15 protein-coding genes are annotated in these 19,810 nt (G+C 71.5%); all 15 read right to left on the bottom strand.

All coding sequences use genetic code 11. The annotated features are described in order from the left end of the window. Positions 1-133 (bottom strand): AAA family ATPase (locus tag VGW35_15735; GenBank protein ID HEV8309111.1); only part of this gene is annotated, 133 nt, incomplete at its 3' end. A gap of 263 nt (positions 134-396) precedes the next feature. After that, positions 397-1,242, bottom strand: a complete 846-nt coding sequence (locus tag VGW35_15730; GenBank protein HEV8309110.1) for a CPBP family intramembrane glutamic endopeptidase — start codon at positions 1,240-1,242, stop codon at positions 397-399. Further along, positions 1,218-3,989, bottom strand: coding sequence for a preprotein translocase subunit SecA (gene secA / locus VGW35_15725; protein ID HEV8309109.1), 2,772 nt, complete (start codon positions 3,987-3,989; stop codon positions 1,218-1,220). Before secA ends, VGW35_15730 begins: the two co-directional genes overlap by 25 nt. 202 nt (positions 3,990-4,191) lie before the next feature. After that, on the bottom strand, positions 4,192-4,395 hold the full coding sequence (locus VGW35_15720) for a cold-shock protein (GenBank protein ID HEV8309108.1): 204 nt from the start codon (positions 4,393-4,395) through the stop codon (positions 4,192-4,194). A gap of 178 nt (positions 4,396-4,573) precedes the next feature. Further along, on the bottom strand, positions 4,574-6,286 hold the full coding sequence (recN, locus tag VGW35_15715; GenBank protein HEV8309107.1) for a DNA repair protein RecN: 1,713 nt from the start codon (positions 6,284-6,286) through the stop codon (positions 4,574-4,576). A gap of 12 nt (positions 6,287-6,298) precedes the next feature. Then, complete coding sequence (locus VGW35_15710; protein HEV8309106.1) at positions 6,299-7,156, bottom strand: NAD(+)/NADH kinase; 858 nt, start codon at positions 7,154-7,156, stop codon at positions 6,299-6,301. Beyond that, positions 7,153-8,001 (bottom strand): TlyA family RNA methyltransferase, encoded by an 849-nt coding sequence (locus VGW35_15705; GenBank protein ID HEV8309105.1) that lies wholly within the window; start codon positions 7,999-8,001, stop codon positions 7,153-7,155. The genes VGW35_15710 and VGW35_15705 overlap by 4 nt, the downstream gene beginning before the upstream one ends. After that, positions 7,946-9,403 carry a phosphoglucomutase/phosphomannomutase family protein gene (locus tag VGW35_15700; protein HEV8309104.1) on the bottom strand — a complete coding sequence of 486 codons (1,458 nt, stop codon included), beginning with the start codon at positions 9,401-9,403 and terminating at the stop codon, positions 7,946-7,948. The genes VGW35_15705 and VGW35_15700 overlap by 56 nt, the downstream gene beginning before the upstream one ends. 82 nt (positions 9,404-9,485) lie before the next feature. Further along, positions 9,486-11,993 carry a sugar phosphate nucleotidyltransferase gene (locus VGW35_15695; GenBank protein HEV8309103.1) on the bottom strand — a complete coding sequence of 836 codons (2,508 nt, stop codon included), beginning with the start codon at positions 11,991-11,993 and terminating at the stop codon, positions 9,486-9,488. 42 nt (positions 11,994-12,035) lie between these two features. After that, on the bottom strand, positions 12,036-12,779 hold the full coding sequence (locus VGW35_15690) for a rhomboid family intramembrane serine protease (GenBank protein ID HEV8309102.1): 744 nt from the start codon (positions 12,777-12,779) through the stop codon (positions 12,036-12,038). A 165-nt stretch (positions 12,780-12,944) separates the two neighbouring features. After that, positions 12,945-14,246 carry a pitrilysin family protein gene (locus VGW35_15685; protein ID HEV8309101.1) on the bottom strand — a complete coding sequence of 434 codons (1,302 nt, stop codon included), beginning with the start codon at positions 14,244-14,246 and terminating at the stop codon, positions 12,945-12,947. Next, positions 14,243-15,523 carry a pitrilysin family protein gene (locus VGW35_15680; protein ID HEV8309100.1) on the bottom strand — a complete coding sequence of 427 codons (1,281 nt, stop codon included), beginning with the start codon at positions 15,521-15,523 and terminating at the stop codon, positions 14,243-14,245. The genes VGW35_15685 and VGW35_15680 overlap by 4 nt, the downstream gene beginning before the upstream one ends. A 58-nt stretch (positions 15,524-15,581) precedes the next feature. Then, positions 15,582-15,932, bottom strand: a complete 351-nt coding sequence (locus VGW35_15675; GenBank protein ID HEV8309099.1) for a histidine triad nucleotide-binding protein — start codon at positions 15,930-15,932, stop codon at positions 15,582-15,584. 22 nt (positions 15,933-15,954) lie between these two features. Further along, positions 15,955-16,926, bottom strand: a complete 972-nt coding sequence (locus VGW35_15670; GenBank protein HEV8309098.1) for an HD domain-containing phosphohydrolase — start codon at positions 16,924-16,926, stop codon at positions 15,955-15,957. A gap of 31 nt (positions 16,927-16,957) precedes the next feature. Further along, positions 16,958-19,414: an ATP-binding protein gene (locus VGW35_15665; GenBank protein ID HEV8309097.1), complete on the bottom strand. Its 2,457-nt coding sequence runs from the start codon at positions 19,412-19,414 to the stop codon at positions 16,958-16,960. Between the last annotated feature and the right edge of the window lie 396 nt (positions 19,415-19,810).

Raw genomic sequence — 19,810 nt, 5'->3', positions numbered from 1 at the left:
GGAGCGCGTCCGCGATGTTGGTCTTGCCGCAGCCGTTGGGGCCGACGATGGCGGTGATGCCGGGGAGAATCTTGACGTCGGTTCGATCGGCGAACGACTTGAAGCCGAACAGCGTGAGCCCTTGAAGGCGCATACCCCTGAAATCTTAGTAACACAGGCCATGGGTCCCGCCAAGAAAAAAATACAAGGGGTCGCCCCCATCCGCCCCAGGGGGCCCTAGATCTAGGTATCCGGAGGGGGCTGCGGACACCCCCCACCGAAGGAACCAGGAGCCTGTCGGAGTATCCCGGCGGCGGCCACCGAGCGCGTGGTGCATCGAAGAGTGCTCCGAGCGGCGGCTTCGCCGCCGCCACGACGGGGGGGCATCGGGGGGTCTTCCGAGACCCCCCGACGAACCTAGCCGACGAGGACGGCGAGCGCGTTGACGGCGGCATGGCCGACGATGGCGGGTGCGAGCGACCCGCTCCGCTCGACGAGCACGCCGAAGACGAGGCCGACGGGGAGGATCGGGCCCCACGCGTTCGGCTCGAGCCCGTGGACCAGCGCGAACAGGAAGGCCGTCGCGCCGATCCCGGCGTAGACTCCGAAGCGGCCCCGGAGGAGCCGGTACGCGTAGCCACGGAAGAAGACCTCCTCGCCGATCGCGACGGGCACCGTGACGGCCAGCAGGACCATCAGGAGGTCGCCGGGGGTCCGCACCCGCTCGAGGATCGTGTCGACCGGGTGGCCGGGAGGTGGCCAGCCGCCGAGATCGAGCGCGGCCGTCACGGCCCAGGCCAGGGCTGCCGCGCCGACCCCGCTGGCGGCCCCGATCACCCACCAGCGACGGCGGACGGCGCGGAAGCCGAGGGCTTCCCAGGACCCGGGGAAACGCCAGAGCCCGAACAGCAGGGCGATGCCGGTGAGGATGCCGTCGTCGAGCGCCTGCACCAGGAGGAAGGTCCGCGGCTCGGCCTCGGCGCGGGCCAGGAGGTCGGGGTCGACCAGTGTCACGAGCCCGAGCAGGAGCCCGGCGTAGAGCCCGCCCGCCGCCACCAGGTCCAGGAGCCGCGGGACCCGCCGCTCGGCCACGGCGGGCAGGTCCACAGGAAGTGCCGTGCCGGCACGATGCGTCTCCGGCAGGTCGGTGCCGGGGGGAGTCGTCCGGGTCGGATCGAGGGGGCCGGGCAGGTCAGGCGGCGCGGGTTCGGCGGTCTCGCTCCCGTCGGCCGTGGCCGTCACCCGTTCTTGGCCAGGCAGCACTTCTTGTACTTCTTGCCGGATCCGCAGGGGCAGGCCTCGTTCCGCCCGACCTTCTGGCCGGAGCGCGCCGTTTCGGGGCGGCGCTCGGCCGGCCCGTGGGAGAGGGCCACCGCGCGCCCCGGGCTGGCCGGGCGTGGCGTGGCGGGCCGCGGCGCGTCCTGGACCTCGCGGGCCACCTGGATCTTGAACAGCCACTCGACGACCATGGTCTTGACGCGGCCGACCATCTCCTCGAAGAGGTCGAACGCCTCGCGCTTGTACTCGGTGAGCGGGTCGCGCTGGCCGTAGCCCCGGAGGCCGATGCCCTCTTTCAGGTGGTCCATCGAGAGCAGGTGGTCCTTCCACTGCACGTCGATGATCTGGAGCATGACCCAGCGCTCCAGCTGCCGCACCACCTCGACCCCGACCTCCTGCTCCCGGGCCGTGTAGCGCGCCTGGACGGCCTCCCACAGGGCTTCCCGGGTCGCTTCGCGCGACATCGCCTCGCGGGTCTGGACCGCCGCCGGGAGCTTCACGTCGAACTGCCGGTTCATGGCCTCGGCCAGTCCGGCCAGGTCCCAGTCCTCCGGGTGGGCGTCGGCGGCCGCGTAGGTGTCGACGATACCGTCGAGCAGCTCCTCGAGCCACTCGCGGATCGTCTCCTCCTGGCTCTCGCCCGCCAGGATCTCGCGACGCATCCCGTAGATGACCTCGCGCTGCTTGTTCATGACGTCGTCGTACTCGAGGAGATGCTTGCGGATCTCGAAGTGGTGGTTCTCGACCCGCTTCTGAGCGGTCGCGATCGCCCGGGTGACGAGCCGATGCTCGATCGGCTCGCCTTCCTCCATGCCGAGCTTGTCCATGATCTTCTGGATCCGCTGGGAGCCGAAGATCCGGAGGAGGTCGTCCTCCAGCGAGAGGTAGAAGCGGGAGGACCCCGGGTCGCCCTGCCGGCCGGCCCGGCCCCGGAGCTGGTTGTCGATGCGCCGCGACTCGTGCCGCTCGGTCGCCAGGATGTGGAGGCCGCCCAGCTCGACCACCTGGCGGTGCTCCTCGTCGGTCACGCCCTTGGCCTCGACCAAGGCCGCCTGGCGCTCGGCCTCCGCGGCGCTGAGCGGGTCGAGCCCGCGCTTGCGGAGGAGCTCCTTGGCCAGGAAGTCGGGGTTCCCGCCCAGCAGGATGTCCGTCCCCCGGCCGGCCATGTTGGTGGCGATGGTGACGCCGCCGAACCGGCCGGCCTGGGCCACGATCTCCGCTTCCTTCTCGTGGTACTTGGCGTTCAGCACCTGGTGGGAGATGCCCTGCTTCTTGAGGAGCTTCGAGAGGCGCTCGGACTTCTCGATGGAGACGGTCCCGATCAGGACCGGCCGGCCTCTCTCGTAGAGGTCCTTGATCTCGCCGACCACCGCGTCGAACTTCTCGCGCTCGGTCTTGTACACGACGTCGGGGTGGTTCGTCCGGATCAGGGTTCGGTTGGTGGGGACGACCACCACGTCGAGCTTGTAGATCTTGGCGAACTCGGCCGCCTCGGTATCGGCGGTCCCGGTCATGCCGGCCAGCTTCTCGTACATCCGGAAGAGGTTCTGGAACGTGATGGTGGCGAGGGTCTGGTTCTCCCGCTCGATCCGCACGCCTTCCTTGGCCTCGATGGCCTGGTGGAGGCCGTCCGACCAGCGCCGGCCGGGCATGAGCCGGCCGGTGAACTCGTCGACGATGATCACCTGGCCGTCCTTGACCATGTAATCGACGTCGCGCTTGAACAGCGAGTGGGCCCGGAGTCCCTGGTTGACGTGGTGGAGGGTGTCGATGTGCGTGGGATCGTAGAGGTTCTGGATCCCCAGGAGCTGCTCGCACCGGGCCACGCCGGTCTCGGTCAGGCTGACCGTCTTGGCCTTCTCGTCGACGATGTAGTCGCCGCTCCGCACTTCCTCGATCTCGTGGAGCTTGCCCTCGGTGATCGTCGCCGCCCGGCTGAGCCGCGGGATGATCCGGTCGATCTTGTAGTAGAGGTCGGTCGACTCATCGGCCGGCCCCGAGATGATGAGAGGCGTCCGCGCCTCGTCGATGAGGATGGAGTCCACCTCGTCGACGATCGCGTAGTGGAGCTCGCGCTGGACCAGCTCCTCGAGCGCGAAGCGCATGTTGTCGCGGAGGTAGTCGAAGCCGAACTCGTTGTTGGTGCCGTAGGTGATGTCGGCCTGGTAGGCCTCGCGCCGGGAGCACGGGCGGAGATTGGCGAAGCGAGCGTCGTTCGACGGGGAGTTCGGATCGTAGAGGAACGAGGCCTCGTGCTGGATCACGCCGACCGAGAGACCCAGGAGGTGATAGAGCGGCCCCATCCACTGGGCGTCGCGGCGCGCCAGGTAATCGTTCACCGTCACGATGTGGACGCCGCGCCCGGTCAGCCCGTTGAGCACCGCCGGGAGCGTGGCGACCAGGGTCTTCCCTTCGCCGGTCGCCATCTCCGCGATCGTGCCCTGATGGAGGACGGCGCCCCCCATGAGCTGCACGTCGAAGTGGCGCATCCCGAGCCGGCGCCGGCCGGCCTCCCGGACGAGGGCGAAGACCTCGGGGATGCAGTCCTCCAGCTCGCGGCCTTCATCCCGGAGCTCCTCGCGGTGGCGGTCGGCCCGCTGGCGGAGCTCGGCGTCGGTGAGGCCGGTGAGCTCGGGCTCGAGCGCGTTGACGGCCGCCACGAGGGGCCGGAGCCGCTTGACGTCCCGGTCGTGCTTGGAGCCGAAGATCTGGCGCAGGACGAACTCGATCATCCCGGCCTCATTCTAACATCGCCGACGGGCCTGAGTCCTGTCACGACGGCCCGTCCGTCAGCTCGGACCGGAGCGCTTCGCGCCCGGGCTTCGCCCGCGCACCCCCGGGGGGAGGCCTCGGAAGGGGGCATCGCCCCCCTCCGAAAAAGAAAACGCCCCCGACCCGTTACCAGGTCGGGGGCAAAGGGCGGAGGGTGAAGCCCTAGAGCTTCACGACCCGCGTCGCCTGGAGACCCTTGGGGCCCTGGGTGACGTCGAACTCGACCTTCTGCCCTTCCGAGAGGGTCTTGAAGCCCTCACCCTGGATCGACGAGTAATGAACGAAGACGTCCTCCCCGTCTTCCTGCTCGATGAACCCGTACCCCTTCGCGTCGCTGAACCACTTCACCCTACCCGTCTTGCCCATCCTTCCCTACCCTCCCTCTGCAACAGGTGAACATTGGCCAAAACCGGCGCGATTATACGAGCGGGGTTTTTGGGGTGTCAAGAAAAATGCGTCGGGGTAACCCACGAGGACCGTCGAAGAAATGCGGGCTTGGAAGGCTACCCTCCGACCGGGACGGGCGTGGCGGGGCAGGGCCGGCTCAGCGCGGGCGGGCCTGGCCGATCAGCTCCACGGCGTGCTGGAGGCTCGTCTCCGTCACCGACTCACCACCCAGCATGCGGGCCACCTCGCGAACGCGCTCTTCTTTGCCGAGCACGGTCACGGTGGTGACGGTCCGGTCCTCCTCGACCCGCTTCTCGGCCAGCAGGTGGTGATCCGCATAACAGGCGATCTGGGGAAGATGGGTGATACACAGCACCTGCCGGGTACGGGCGACCTGGCGGAGCTTCCGCCCGACGATGTCGGCCGTCTTGCCGCCGATCCCCGCGTCCACCTCGTCGAAGATCAGGACCGGGACGGCGTCGGAGGCCGCCAGGATGACCTTGAGCGCGAGCATCGTCCGCGAGAGCTCTCCCCCGGAGACGATCCGGGCAAGGGGCTTGGGCTCCTCGCCCGGGTTCGGGGAGAAGAGGAACTCCGCCTGATCCACGCCGCGGGCTTGCAGCCGCCAGCCCTCAGGGCCGACGGCGATCTCGCCCTCTCCGGCCGGCTCCCGGCTGAACCGCACCTTGAATACCGGCTTGTCGATGTCGAGCTCGGTCAGCTCGGCGGTGACCAGGTTCTCGAGCTGGGCGGCGGCCTGGCCGCGGCGGGCCGACAGGTCGGCCGCCCGCGTGCCGAGCTCGGTCCGGAGCTTTTCCAGCCGCTCGCCGAGCTGACGGCTCTGCTCGTCCCCGTGCGTCAGCTTGTCGAGCTCGGCGGCCATCTGATCGCGCGCGGCCAGCACGACCTCGACGGTGTCGCCGTACTTCCGCCGGAGCCGCCCGACCTCGTCGAGCCGCCGCTCGATCTCGTCGAGTCGCGGCGGATCGAACACGATGGTGTCCCGGTAGCTCCGAAGCGCCCGGACCGCCTCATCGAGCTGGACGGCCGAGACGTCCAGGGCCTGGACGGTGGCCGCCAGGGACGGGTCGACCTTGGCCAGCTCGCGAAGCGCCGCCGTGGCCTGACCGAGCCGCGCCGCGGCGGCGCCGGGGTCATCGTAGAGGTGCGTGTAGGCGGCGGTCGCCCCCTCGGCGAGGCGCTCGGCGTTCTGCAGGCGCTTCCGCTCCTCCCGCAGGGTCTCCTCCTCGCCCGGCTGGAGGCGTGCGGCCTCGATTTCGGCGATCTGCGTCTGATAGAGCTCGAGCCGTGAGGCCTTGTCCCGGGCGGCCGCCGTCAGATCGGCCAGCTCGGCGGCGACCGTCTGCCACTCCTCGTACCGCTGCCGGAGCTTCTCGCGCAGGATGCCGAGTCCCCCGAAGGCGTCGATCAGGTCCAGATGCCGGCTCGGGCGCAGGAGCGCCTGCGACTCGTGCTGGCCATGGACCTCGACCAGCGCTTCCCCGAGCTTCTCGAGGACCGACAGGGTCGCATTCGAGTCGTTCAGGAAGGCGCGGCCTCGCCCGCCCCGGACCAGCTCGCGGCGCACGACGAGCTGTCCCTCGTCGAGCGCGAACCCATGCGCGTCGAGGAGCGCCGGAACGGGACTCTTCCGGGGCAGCGTGAACACCGCCTCGATGGTCGCGGACTCGGCGCCGGTCCGGATGGTCTCGGTGGGCTGGGCCCGCTCGCCGAGGAGGAGGGTCAGGGCGTCGATCATGATGGACTTGCCGGCGCCCGTTTCGCCCGTGAGGATGTTGAGGCCGGGACTGAACGGAATGGTGACCGCGTCGATGATCGCCAGGTTCCGGATGCGCAGCTCTTTGAGCACGGCGTCACGCCCTCAACGTTCGCCCCATTTTAGCTTGGTCCGTAGCACCTGAAAGTAGGTTTTCTGCGGGTCCCGAATGAGACGGATCCGGGCACCGGCGCGCCGGACGCGAATGACGTCCTTGGCGGTCAGCGCGAGCCCCGCCTGCCCATCGAGCGAGAGCGCGACATCCGGCGTATCGGTCAAGAGGCCCACCTCGAGCTCCACCGTGCCCGGAAGGACGATCGGGCGGTTCGTCAGGGCGTGGGAGCAGATCGGCGTGAGGACGATGGCGTCCATGGTTGGGAACAGGATGGGCCCCGCCGCCGAGAGATTGTAAGCCGTCGAGCCCGTCGGGGTGGCGATGATCAGCCCGTCGGCGCGGTAGGCGGTCACCATCTGGCCGTCGACGGACACCTCGAGGTCGACCAGGCGGCCCAGGGCCCCCTTGGCGATGACGACGTCGTTCAGCGCGAGGTAATCGGCCAGCGCCTCGCCGCCGCGGCTGTGCGTGGCGGCCAGGACCATCCGGTCCTCGGCCGTGTAGTCGCCCCGCAGCACCGCATCGAGGGTCGGAAAGAGCGCCTCGAGCGTCGTCGCCGTGAGGAAGCCGAGGCCCCCGAGGTTGACCCCGAGGATCGGAACGTCGAGGCCGTCAACCAGCCGGGCCACCGAGAGCAGCGTGCCGTCCCCGCCGAGGACCACGATCAGATCCACCTCGGCCGGCAGCGCGGCCCGGTCGACGGCCGTCGTGCCTTCGGGGAGCAGCCCGGCCGTCTCGCGGTCGCCGACCACCCGGCACCCGCGCGCCTGGAGCCACTGGACGAGCTCCCGGACGACGCTGCGCGCGTCGGGGCGGTCTCCCCGCGCGATGATGCCGATGCGCGTCACGCGTCGACCGCCGCCGCCACGAGGGCGTCGAAGGGCGCCGGCAGGGCCGCCTCGCCCGGCTGGAGGTGGAGGAAGAACTCGCGGTTGCCCTTGGCGCCGCGGAGCGCGGAGGCGACCACCGCCCGGGGCGCGAGGCCGCGGGCCGCCGCGAAGGCCCCGAGCCGGAGGAGCACCTCCCGGTGCCGCTCGCGGTCCCGCACGACGCCCCCCTTCCCGACCCGGCCCCGCCCGACCTCGAACTGGGGCTTCACGAGCGCCACGATGTCCCGGGGACGCTCCGTCCCCAGACAGTCGGTGACGGCCGGCAGCACCTTGTCCAGCGAGATGAAGGAGACGTCGACGGTCGCCAGACTCGGGAGCTCGGCGAATCGGGACGGCGCGAGGTGGCGGGCGTTCACGCCTTCCAGGACTGTGACCCGCGCGTCGGCGCGAAGGCGCGGGTGGAGCTGGCCGTGCCCGACGTCGACCGCGTAGACGTGCCGGGCGCAACGCGTGAGCAGGCAGTCCGTGAATCCTCCGGTCGATGCCCCGACGTCCAGGCACACGCGACCCGCCGGCGAGACGCCGAAGGCGTCGAGGGCGGCGGCCAGCTTCTCGCCTCCCCGCCCGACGTACGGGGCCGCCGCCTCCAGGTCGAGCGGGAGGTCGACCCGGACCAGCCGTCCCGGCTTGTCGAGGCGCTGGCCCGCGCTCCGGACGCGCCCGGCGAGGATGAGGCGGGCCGCCTCGGCGCGACTCTCGGCGTGGCCCCGCTCCACCAGGAGCTGATCCAGGCGCCGCCGGTCGCGGCTACCGGAAGAAGTAGCCGAGCGCGGCGTCGCGGAGGCGGCCAAGGGTCGCGTCATCCGGCGCCTCGACGTAGAGGCGCGCGACGGGCTCGGTCCCGGACGGACGCACGAGGACCCACCCGCCTCCGTCGAAGAAGAGCTTGAGCCCATCGGTCGTCTGGACCCGGAGCACGCGGGCCCCGCCCAGGCTCGGGGGCGGCGTGGCGATGCGTTCCGGGAGGGCGCGCCGCACGGCTTCCGACAGCGGGACGTTGATCCGGATCGACAGGAGCCGCCCGACCTCCCCGTAGAGCCGCTCCAGGAGCGCGCCGAGCGAGACGCCCTCGACCGCCGTGAGCTCGGCGACCAGGAGCCCGGCCAGGATGCCGTCCTTCTCCGGGGGATGGTCCTTCAGGCTCATTCCCCCGGACTCCTCCCCGCCGAAGATCGCCGCGCCCTGGGTGATCAGCTCGCCCACGTACTTGAAGCCGACCGGCGTCTCGTGGAGCGGGCAGCCGTAGGCGGCGGCCAGGGCGTCCAGGAGGTGCGTGGTGGCCACGCTCCGCGCGACGCCGCCCCGCCACTTCCGGTGGCGCAGGAGGTGGCGCAGCACCAGGGCGAGGATGGGGTTCGGTGGGATCACGGCGCCGTCCCGGTCCACGATCCCGAACCGATCCGCGTCGCCGTCCGTCGCCAACCCGAGATGGGCGCCCTGCTCGCGGACGGCCGCGATCAGGGGGCCGAGGTGCTCCTCGGCCGGTTCCGGCGGGTGGCCGCCGAAGGTGACGTCCCGCTCGCCGTGCAGCAGCGTGACGTCGGCCCCGGCCTCGCGGAGGAGGTGGTCGAGGTAGCCGCGGGCCGGCCCGTGCATCACGTCGACCACGAGGCGCAGGCGGGCCCGCCCGAGGACGTCGAGGTCCACCATCTTGCGGCAGTGGGCCAGGTAGGCGGGGGCGAAGTCGGCGTCCTGGGTCAGGCCGCGCGTGCGCGCCTCGTCGAGGCTGATGGCCTTTCCGTGGCTGAGGCGGGCGACCCGGGCCTCGATCGCCTTCGTCACCTCGGGAAGCGCCGGCGCGCCGGTGGGACCGGTGAGCTTGATCCCGTTGTCGGGAGCGGGGTTGTGGCTGGCCGTGATGGTGATCCCGGCGGCCGCCGCCCGCTCCCGAACGGCATGGGCCACGACCGGAGTCGGCACATCCCGCACGGACAGGAGGCTGCGGACGCCGTAGGCGGCCAGGGTGCCGGCCGCGGTGGCGGCGAAGTCCTCGGAGAGAAAGCGCGTGTCGTAGCCGACGACCACGCCGCGGCCGGCCTCCCCCGACTCGACGAGGTGCTCGGCGATGGCGGCCGTCAGCCGGCGCACGTTGGCGAACGTGAAGTCCCCGGCGATTCGGGCCCGCCAGCCGGAGGTGCCGAAGCGGATCGGGGTGAGCGGGGGTCGCGCGTTCGGTTCGCCGCCGGCGGGGCTACCGTCGCTCATTCTCCCAGGGGGGGAGTCCCACCCACTCCCCCCCTGGACCCCCCCACCTGGGGGTCGCGCGTTCGGTTCGCTGCCGGCGGGGCTACCGTCGCTCATTGCGCCAGCTCGCGATCAGGTTCTTGTACCGATCGGCCAGCTCCTGAGCCCGCGCCCGGGTCCCGGCCTCGGCGATGACGTGAAACAGCGCGCGGTCGGGATCCGGGATGGCGGCGACCCAGTCGTCCCCCATGCGGACGCGCACGCCGTCGACGAGCTCGATCGTCTCGTCGCGGGTCGCCTCCAGCAGGCGGCGCATGATCGCCCCCTTCCGCTCGTGGGGGCACGGGACGTGGTCGCGCACGAGGTGGCTCGGCGGCACGGAGCGGCCGAGCGGGTGCAGGCGCACCTCGAGCCGCGCCATCATCTCCAGGATTTTCACGGTGGCCAGCATGGCGTCGAAGGCCGGCTGGAAGCCGGGGAAGATGAAGCCGCCGCGCTCCTCGCCGACGAAGACGATGCCGCGCTGGGCGGCCTGCTCCATGAGCGCGCGAGGGCTGGCCCGGGTGTGGGCGAGCGTGAAGCCGTGGGCCGCGGTGAGCTGTTCCAGGACCCGCGAGGCCGTCACGGGAACGGCGATGGTTCCCCGTTCCGAGGTCTGCATGACGAGCAGCGCCACCAGCGCCAGCGCGAAGTCGCCGGAGACGATGTCGCCCTTGTCGTCGACCAGGAAGAGCTTCTCGGCCCCGGTGTCGAGCAGCAGGCCGAGGTCGGCGCCGAGGGTGCGGACGATGTTGGAGAGCTGCTCTTGCGAGCGCCGGAACTCCTCGGCCGTCTTGGAGATCCGCGTCTCGTCGAGGTAGGCGTTGAGCGAGATGACGTCGACTCCCAGCTCGCCGAGCACCGAGGGGAAGATCGCCGAGGCCGGCCCGAAGGCGTAGTCGAGGACGACCCGGAAGCGGGCGCGGCGGATGGCCTCGCGATCGACGAACCGGAGGAGGCCGTCCCGGTACCGGTCGGTACCCTGATGCGGGAAGGACAGGGTGCCGATCTCCGCCATCGGCGCCCGCTGGAAGTCTTCCCGGAAGAACATGCGCTCGACCGATTTCTCGCGGTCCGCGCCCAGATCCATCCCGCGATGATCGATGACCTTGACGTCGAGCAGCTCGGGGTCGTAGGGCGACTTCCGCACGTGGGTCCCGCCGGCCAGCCCGAGGGCCGGGATCTGATACCGCACCACCGGCACCGGCGCGACCCCCAGGTCCTGGACATCTACCCCCACGGACATGAGTCCCGCCATGAGCGCGCGGTTGATCATCCGCGACGCCTTGTGGTGGTCGCGGCTGGTGATGACCGTCCGGTGGCGGCCGAGGGCCGCCCCCAGCGCCGCGCCGACCTTGGAGGCGAACTCGGGCGAGATCTCGTGGCCGGCCAGACCGGTGATGCCGTAGCGGCCGAAGAGGTTGCGCGTCCAGCGCTCGCCCCAGACGAGGCTCACGGCCAGGGTCGCCCCGTCCTCCACCTCCTTCGACGGCCACACCTTCACGTTGGCGCGGATGACCGCCTCGGCTCCGATCCGGCACTGGTCGCTGATGATCGCGCCCTCCTGCACGGTCGCGTAGGCCCGGATGACGGCGTGCCGCCCCACCACGCACTCCTTGAGGACCGCCCGGGGACCGACCTCGGCGCCTTCCCACAGCACGCAGCCGTCGAGCACGGCCCCCTCTCCGATCGAGCACTCGGGGCCGATCACCGAGTTCGCGATCCGGGCATTCGGCTCCACGCGCGCATTCCGACCGACGATCACCGCCCCGCTCAGGTGGGCGGTGAAGTCCACGCGCGCCCCCTCGTCGAGCCAGACGTCGCGGTCGAGCCCCTCCACGCGCCGGCCCGGCAGCGTGACGCGCACCCGCCCCTGGAGGAGGTCCAGATGGGCCAGCCGGTACTCCACGAGATCTCCCACGTCGCGCCAGTAGCCGTCGGCGACGTGCCCGGCCACGGCCCGCCCCGCCCGCAGGAGCGCCGGGAAGAGGTCCTTTCCGAAGTCGTACTCGCGGCCCCCCGGAATGGCGCCCAGGACCGACGGCTCCAGGAGATAGATCCCGGTGTTGATGGTGTCGCTGAAGACCTCGCCCCAGGTGGGCTTCTCGAGGAAGCGCGTCACCCGCCCCTGCGGGTCGGTGATCACGATGCCGTAGGCCAGCGGGTTCTCGACGCGGGTCAGGACCATGGTCGCCTCGGCCCCGGCTCCCCGGTGGAAGGCGACGGCCGCCCCCAGGTCGAAATCGGTCAGGATGTCCCCCGAGATGACCAGGGCGGGCTCCTCGAGCGCCTCGGTGGCGAACCTCACCGCCCCGGCCGTGCCCAGGTCGGCGGCCGGGGTGACGTACCGCATCCGGACGCCCCAGCGGCTCCCGTCGCCGAAGTGCTGCGTGATCGCCTCGGGGAGGAAGTAGAGGAGCACCAGGAGATCGTCGAAGCCGTGGGCCTTCAGGAGCTCCACGGTGTGCTCCATGATGGGCTTGTTGCCCAGGGGCACCATCGGCTTCGGCACGTTGGCGGTCAACGGCCGGAGCCGGGTCCCGAATCCCCCGGCCATCAGCACGGCTTTCATTCCGGGCTCTGCCTCACGGCGATTATAGCGCTGGCGGGCGCCTCAGTACCGACGGTACGCGATGTCGGGGCGCTGCCGGAACACCAGGATCAGGGCCATGCCCGCGACGAACCCGCCCACGTGGGCCAGGAACGCGACGCCTCCGGGCTCGCCGCCTCCGAAGGTGATGATGCCGTTCAGCACCTGGACGACGATCCAGAAGCCGAGAACGATCAGGGCCGGGATGGGCACCACCCGCCAGAAGAAGCCGAAGATGATGAGCGTCCAGACGCGCGCGTTCGGGTGGAGGATGAGGTAGGCCCCCAGGGTCCCGGAAACCGCGCCGCTGGCCCCGACCATGGGGACGGCCGACCGCGGGTCGCTCAGGTACTGGGCGGCGGCCGCCGCCACGCCGCACAGCAGGTAGAAGACGAGGAACCGCCCCTTGCCCATGGAGTCCTCGACGTTGTTGCCGAAGATCCACAGGTAGAGCATGTTGCCGCCGACGTGGAAGAGCCCCCCGTGCACGAACATGGAGGTGAAGACGGTGAGCCACGGATCCGGGGCGCCCGCCAGCGCCGTGGCCAGGCGCGCGGGGCAGACGCCGCCGAGGCGACAGGGGACGAGCCCGAACTCGAAGACGAAGGCCTCGTAGGCGCGCTCGGCGGCGGCCGCGGCCACGCGCGAGGGCGCGAAGGGCGGCGCCAGGGCCAGCTCGTAGAGGTAGACGAGCAGGTTGGCGGCGATGATGGCGACGGTGACTGCGGGAAACGACCGGGTCGGGACGTCGTCCTTGAGAGGCAGCACGCGGTGGGCTCCCCCCGGTCCGGGCCGTGCCCTAGATCATGGGAGGGGGCCTCGACGGCCCCCTCCCAGACCCACCCCCAGGAGAAGGTGGCGCGGGCGAAGCCCGCGCTCGGAGTGGAACATCGACCGTGGGCGGCTGGGGAAGCCGCGGGGCATGGTCACTCCCTAGTCGGGGCCGACGACGGCGGTCGACGACTCCGTGAGGTAGCGCCGGGCGACGCGCTCGAGATCGGCGGCCGTGACGGCCTCGATCTCCGCGGCGTAGCGGGCGAGGTAGTCGTGCCCCACGCCCATCAGCTCGAAGAAGCCGCGATAGAACGTCTGCCGCGCGTTGGTTCGGAGATCGAGCGCGAAGCTCCCCGTGAGGAACGTCTTGGCCCGCTCGAGCTCCTCCCCCGGCACGGGCTCCTCCCGGAGCCGGGCGACCTCGCGCTGGAGGCCGGCCTCGGCTTCCGTCACGTGGGCCGGGGCCGTTCCGATGTGGAGGACGAGGCGGCTCGTCTCCCGGCGAGTCGGGTAGAAGGCGCCCACGGCATAGGCCAGGCCGGCCTCGTCGCGGAGGGCGCGAAACAGCCGGCTCGACATCCCGCTTCCCAGGACCGCGGTCAGCACCTTCAAGGGCACGTAGTCCGGGTGTCCGAGAGGCGGCGCGAGGAACCCGACGAGGAGGTGGGTCTGCTGCGTCGAGCGGATCTCCCGGACGCCGGGGGTGACGGGACGCGCGGGGGGCGGGGGCAGCGCCCCCGCAGTCGCCCCGCGAGCGCTGCCGCGGAACGCCTCGGCGGCCTCACGAAGGACCGCCTCGCCCGCGACCTGCCCCGAGACGGCGAGGACCATCCGGTCGGGGGTATAGAAGGTCTCGAAGTGCCCCCGGAGATCGTCACCACCGAGCCTCGTCACGCTCGCCAGTTCGCCCGCCGCGGAGAGCGCGTAGGGATGGGTTCCGTAGAGCGCCCGGCTCAGGAGGCGGTTCGCCACCTGAAAGGGCTGGTCGTCGAGACCGCGAATCTGGGCGAGTAGAGCCTGGCGCTCCCGCTCGACCTCGGTGGCGGCCAGACCCGGCGAGGTGGCCACCTCGTGGAGCAGGGCGAGGAGCGCTGGCCAGTGGCGGCCCAGCCCGCGGGCGCGCAGCTCGGAGTACTCCTGGTCGGTCGCGCTCTCGAGTACGCCGCCGGCGTCCTCCGCCGCCTGGGCGACTTCGAGCGCCGAGCGCGTCCGCGTCCCCTTGAGGAGCGTCCGGCCCAGGAGGGCCGTCACACCATTCCGTTCGGCCGTCTCGTCGCGTGAGCCGACCCCGACGAACAGGGTGAGGGCCACGACCGGAGCGCCCGCGCTCTCCCGGACGACGACCGTCATCCCGTTGGGGAGCGTCGCGCGCAGGGTCGCGCTGGCGGCCTTCCCGGAGCCGGGGTCCAGCGTCGCCAGGCCGGGCCTGCCCAGAAAGCGCGCGCCCGCCCGGCCGCTCATGGCGCCGTCGTCTCCGGGGCGAGCACCGCCGCCGTGAAGCGGTCCGCGACCAGATAGCGCCGGGCCGCGTCCCGGATCTGCTCGCGCGTCACCTGGCGCACCTGGTCCAGGTAGCCCAGCTCGAAGTCGAGGGTCCACACCGTCTCCGCCAGTCCGTAAGCGTACGCCACGCCCTCGGCGGTCTCGCGGCTGAACGCGTAGCCGGCCTCGACAGCGGTGAGGGCTCGGGCGAGCTCGGCGTCGCTGACCAGGTCGGTTCGCAGTCGCTCGATCTCGTCCAGGAGGGCGCCTTCCACCGCGTGCCGACGGTCCCCGCTCGTCCGGGCGGTCACGCTGACGATCCCGCTGTCCCGCAGCGGGTAGAAGCTCGCCCCGACGCTCGACACCAGACCGCGCTCTTCCTTGAGGCTCTGGTTGAGGCGGGAGGCGCGGCCGCGACCGAGGATCCCGGCGAGCACCTCGACGGCGTACACGTCCGGGTCCGGGACCGTCGGCCCCGCCCAGGCGACGCCGAGGTAGGCCTGCTGAAGCGGTCGGGGCTCCTCGACACGACGGACCGCCGAGAGGTCGCCGGCCCGGCGGCTCCCGCCGTCAGGAATCGGCCGCGGCGTCCACCCGGCGAACGCCTCGCGAACCTGATCGGTCGCGTGCCCGTGGTCGATACGCCCGGCGACCACCACCGTGGCGTTGTTCGGCGCGTAATGACGCCGGTAGTAGGCGGCGAGGTCGTCCCGCCGCGCGCTCCCGATGCTCTCCGGCATTCCCAGCACCGGGCGACCGTATGGATGGTCCGGGAAGTGGTGCCGCGTGAGGAGCCGCCAGAGGTAGGCGCCCGGGCTGTCCTCGGCGCGACGGATCTCCTCCAGCACGACCAGGCGCTCCCGCTCGAGCTCGGCGGGATCGAGGACGGCGTGCATGGCGGCGTCGGCCACCACCGCCAGGGCCGTGCCGAGGTGGCGGGCGGGCAGGACGACGTGGTAGTAGGTGAAGTCGTGCGAGGTCGCCGCGTTCATCTCGCCCCCGAGCCCGGACACCGTCTCGTCGATCACCCCGGGTCCCCGGGTCGGGGTCCCCTTGAAGAGGAGATGCTCGATGAAGTGCGAGAAGCCGGCTTCCGGGCCGACCTCGTCCCGGGCGCCAACCCGGACCCAGAGCTGCACGGCCGCGACATCGGCGGCCGGGTGGGCCTCGGCGATCACCGTCAGGCCATTGTCGATGCGAAGGCGCTCCGGCGTCGGTCGTGTCGATCGAAGGGGGGTCGCCGTGGAGGGGCTCACCGCGCCCAGCCTAGCAGAAGGCTCCGACCACGGCAACTCGCGGGCTCAGCTCGCGGGCTCAGCGGCGCTCGACTTTCCGTTCCTCGCGTCGTCCCGCCATGAAGTGGACGTGCAGGTGGTAGACGAGCTGGCCGCCCTCGGGGCCGCAGTGGATGGCCAGCCGATAGCCGCGCTGGTCGAGCCCCTTCTGCTCCCCGATCCGGCGGGCCGCCAGGATGAGGCGGCCGACGAGGGGGGCCGCCTCGGGCGTGAGCGCCATCACCGACTCGATGTGCTGCTTGGGAATGATCAGGAGGTGGATGGGCGCCTTCGGATAGATGTCACGGAACGCGAGGACCTCTCCGTCCTCGTACTCGATGTCCGCCGGGCTCTGCCGGGCGACGATCTGACAGAAGATGCAGGCCGGCACGCCGGCCTCCGGGTTCCGGCTCTTAGGCGTTCCGATCCGCCTGCGTGCGCAGCTCGACGAAGACGCGGACCACCTCGGGATCGAGCTGCCCCGTGCGCGCCCCCTCGTGGAGGAGCCGGAGGGACTCGGCTTCGTCGAGGGGCGGCTTGTACGGGCGCCGCGTCCGCAAGGCGTCGTAGACGTCGACCACCGCCATGATCCGAGCCAGGAACGGAATCTCCTGCCCCGCCAGCTTGTCCGGGTAGCCCTGGCCGTCCATCCGCTCGTGGTGGTGGCGGATGACGGGACGCACGAGCCCGAGCGTGCGCATGGGGGTCGCCAGCCGGTCACCGGCCGCCGGGTGTTCCTTGATCAGGCGCCACTCGTCGGGGGTCAACGCCCCGGGCTTCAACAGCACCCCGTCGGGGACCTGGATTTTCCCGAGGTCGTGCAGGAAGCCGCCCAGCCGGAGGGCACCGAGCTCGTCTTCCCGCAGCCCGAGCCGCTCCCCCAGCTCCACCGCGAAGTTCGCGAGCCGGACGCAGTGCCCCGCGGTGTAGGTGTCGCGCGCCTCGATGGTCAAGGCGAGCGTCGTGATCATGTTCTCCGCCTGCTCGAGCTCCTCCACCACGCGCTTGAGGCGGATGAGGGCGCGGAGGCGTGCCCGCAGCTCGCGCAGATGGACGGGCTTCGTGAAGTAGTCGTCGGCGCCCGCCTCGAGGCCGGCGACCCGCGTGTCCAGCTCTCCCTGCGCGGTGAGGAGGACGATGGGGATGAGGTGCGTCGCCTGGTCGGCCTTGAGGCGGCGGCAGAGCTCGATCCCGGTGATCCCCGGCATGCGGACGTCGAGGAGGATCAGGTCGGGCAGCTCCTGGGCGATCCGCTGCAGGGCCTCTTCCGCCGACGCGGCCTCCCGCGTCGCGTAGCCCAGGTGCTCGACGGAGTCGCGGATCGTCTCGCGGACGACCGAGTCGTCGTCCACGATGAGGACGCGCGGACGCGGCACCTGCGTCATGCGACTCGGCAACCGAGCGGACCGGCCGCCGTCACGACTGGCCGGGCAGGGTGAGCGTGAACCAGGTCCCCCGGTCCGGCTCGCTCTCGACCTTGAGCTTGCCGCCCAGGAGCTGAGCCAGGCGCTGGCACACCGTCAGCAGGAGGCCGGTCCCCGGCAGGCTCCGGCCGCCCCGCGGCGCGATCTGGAGAAACGGCTCGAAGATCCGGGCTTGCTCTTCCGGGGAGAAGCCGACGCCGTCATCGGCGACCGCGATGACGACGTCGCTGCCTCGCAGGTACGACGTGATGCGGATCTCCCCCAGCTCCGTGTACTTGATCGAGGTCGCCACGATGTTGCCCAGGGTCTGCTCGAGGCGTCTCGGATCGGACACGATCTGGCCGACGTCGGGCTTGATGTCCGTGTCGATCCGGTTGCCTTTGGCCGCCGCCCGCGGCTGGAGGCTCCGGGCGACCCGCTGGATCAGCTCCGGCAGGTTGAAGGACGCCTTGGCGATCTTGACCTGGCCGCCGTTGATCCCGGACAGGATGGCCAGGTTGTCGATCAGCTCGAGAATCTCCTGGCCGCGGGCGTGGAGGATCTCGAGCTGCTGCTGCTCCTCGTGGCCGAGCGGCTTGTTGACCCCGTCGACCAGGAACCGCGGGAGGTCGAGGAGGGCGGTGAGCGGCACCCGTAGCTCCTCGCTCACCGTCTTCTGCAACGCGGCCCGGACGCGCTTGCCCTCCTCGGCCGCCGGATCGGCCCGGATGACTTCCTTCACGGTCGGCACCTGCATCCGGATCGTCTGCTGGAGCTCCTGGGCCTGGCGGCGCGCCTCCTGGGCCTGCCGGCGTGCCTCGGCCTGCTCCATGGCCGACTTTTGCAGCGCCTCCATCTGCTCGGCCAGCTTGGCCTCGAGGCCCTCCGTGTTGCGCCGGACGTCCTCGAGGGCGCGCTCGTGCTCGAAGGCCTGGGCGGTGCGGCGGGCCATGGCCTCCAGACGCTGGACCTCGGCATCGGTGAAGCTGTGGGGGCTCCGGTAGCCGACCTCGACCGCGCCGATCACCCGGTCCGCCGACACGATGGGGACGCCGATGACCGACTTGAGGCCGGCCGCCTTGATGTATGGCTCCTCCACCCGGTAGTCCGAGTCCACGTCGGTTATCACGACGGCCTCGCGTCCGCCGACGACGGCGCCGCCCAGGCCCTGGCCCCGACGCAGGCTGACGCCGTCCGTCGGGACCCCGCCGAAGCCGACCGCCGCCTTGGTGACGAGTCCGCCATCCTCCTGGATGAGGAGGACACCCGCGTCGGCGCCCATGCCTCCCACGACCTTGCGCAGAAGGTCCGGAAGCGCCGTCCCCGCCGCGCGCTCGCCGCCGCCGATGGCGGCGCCCGCCGCCTCCTCCACCTGGCTCAGCGCTTCGTACTCGTGGAGCTTGCTGCGGAGCCAGCCGAGGACGCGGTTGAAGCCTTCCGTCAGCGATCCGACCTCCCCGCCGACCGTGACGGGGACCGTCGCGGGGATGTCACCGGCCTCGAGCCGGTTCATGGCCGCCCGGAGCCGCTCCATGCCCCGCGACGTGCGCCGGGCGATCGTGAGGGCCAGGGCCAGGCTCAGGATCGCGACGGCCAGGGCTCCGCCCAGGACCTGCGCGAGCAGGCCCTGCGCCTCGGCGAGGACCTGGGCCGACGGCATGCCGACGGCCAGCGTCCAGCCGACAGGACGGATCGGCGCGGCGCCGGTCAGCCGCCGCTCGCCGTCCTCGAAGACGAGCTCGCCGACCGTCTCCTGGCGGTTGACTACGTCCCCGTAGCCCGGCAGCCTCTGGACGTCCTGCATGAGGAAGAGCGCCGGCTGGCGAGCCACCACCACGCCGCGGTCGCTGAGGATCTCGGCCACCGCCCCGGTCCGGAGGCGGGCGCGGGCCAGGATGTCCTGGACACGCTTGAGCGAGAGGTCCGCCGCGATCACGCCCCGGAGCTGACCGTCGGCCGTCCGGGCCGGGGCGTAGAGACCGATGACGATGTCCGGACCGACCTGGCGTGGCTCGCCGATCAGCGGTTGCGTCGAGGTGGCGGCGCGCTTGAACCACTCCTGGTCGAAGGCTGGCCGCCGGCCCTCCGGAGTCGACGTGGCGGCGGCCACGACGGCGCCGACCTGATCCAGGACCAGAACCTGCTCGAAGTCGGGGAAGCTCTGCCGGAGCCGCCGGGCCTGGGCCTCGATGGCCGGTGGGTTACCGGCGTTGGCGGCGACGGACTCGGCCGCCATGGCGAGCCCCTCGAGCCGGGCGCCGAGGTGGCCCTCGACCTGGCTCGCGATCCCGCGCGCCTGCGACAGGGCCTCCTGCTGAACGCCCCCTTTCTCGCGGCTGACCTGCGCGTAGCCGAAGTAGCCGAGGATCGCGACGAAAAGAAGCGTCGGTAGCAGCGCGACAGCGAGGAACGTCGTGCGGAGCGAGCTCCGGGAGCCGGCGCGGCCCCCTCCCGCGGCCGCCCTGGCCATGTCTAGGGGCGAGCGGGCGTCGGCCCCCGGTGGCGCCGGGCGGCGAGATGGCGAGGGCGCGTGGTGGAAAGGCCGGAAATCATGGACGGTAGCCTATCACGACTCGGGCCCGAGATGGGAGTTTCGGATCGCGGCAGACCGGGACCCCGGCCGGCGCCCCCGAGTCCCGCCCCCGGGCGCGGCTCGTCCCGAGTGGCGGTATCGGACTTGCACGGCGCGGAGCGGGGAAGACACGTAACTTGTCACAGGAAGAGCTCCTCCTCAGCGCCATCATCGAGCGATTCGCGGCCGGGATCTTGACTCGCGATGGCTGCCAGGCCACGTGGTGGGGATATGGACGGGGCCACCCCTGCGTCGCCTGTGGTCGGCCGATCACGGCTGCCGAGATCGAGTGCG

Source organism: Candidatus Methylomirabilota bacterium (assembly GCA_036005065.1).
In the GTDB taxonomy this organism is placed as follows: Bacteria; Methylomirabilota; Methylomirabilia; order Rokubacteriales; family DASRDR01; genus DASYQW01.
This window is presented reverse-complemented; position numbering and strand designations above follow the sequence as displayed.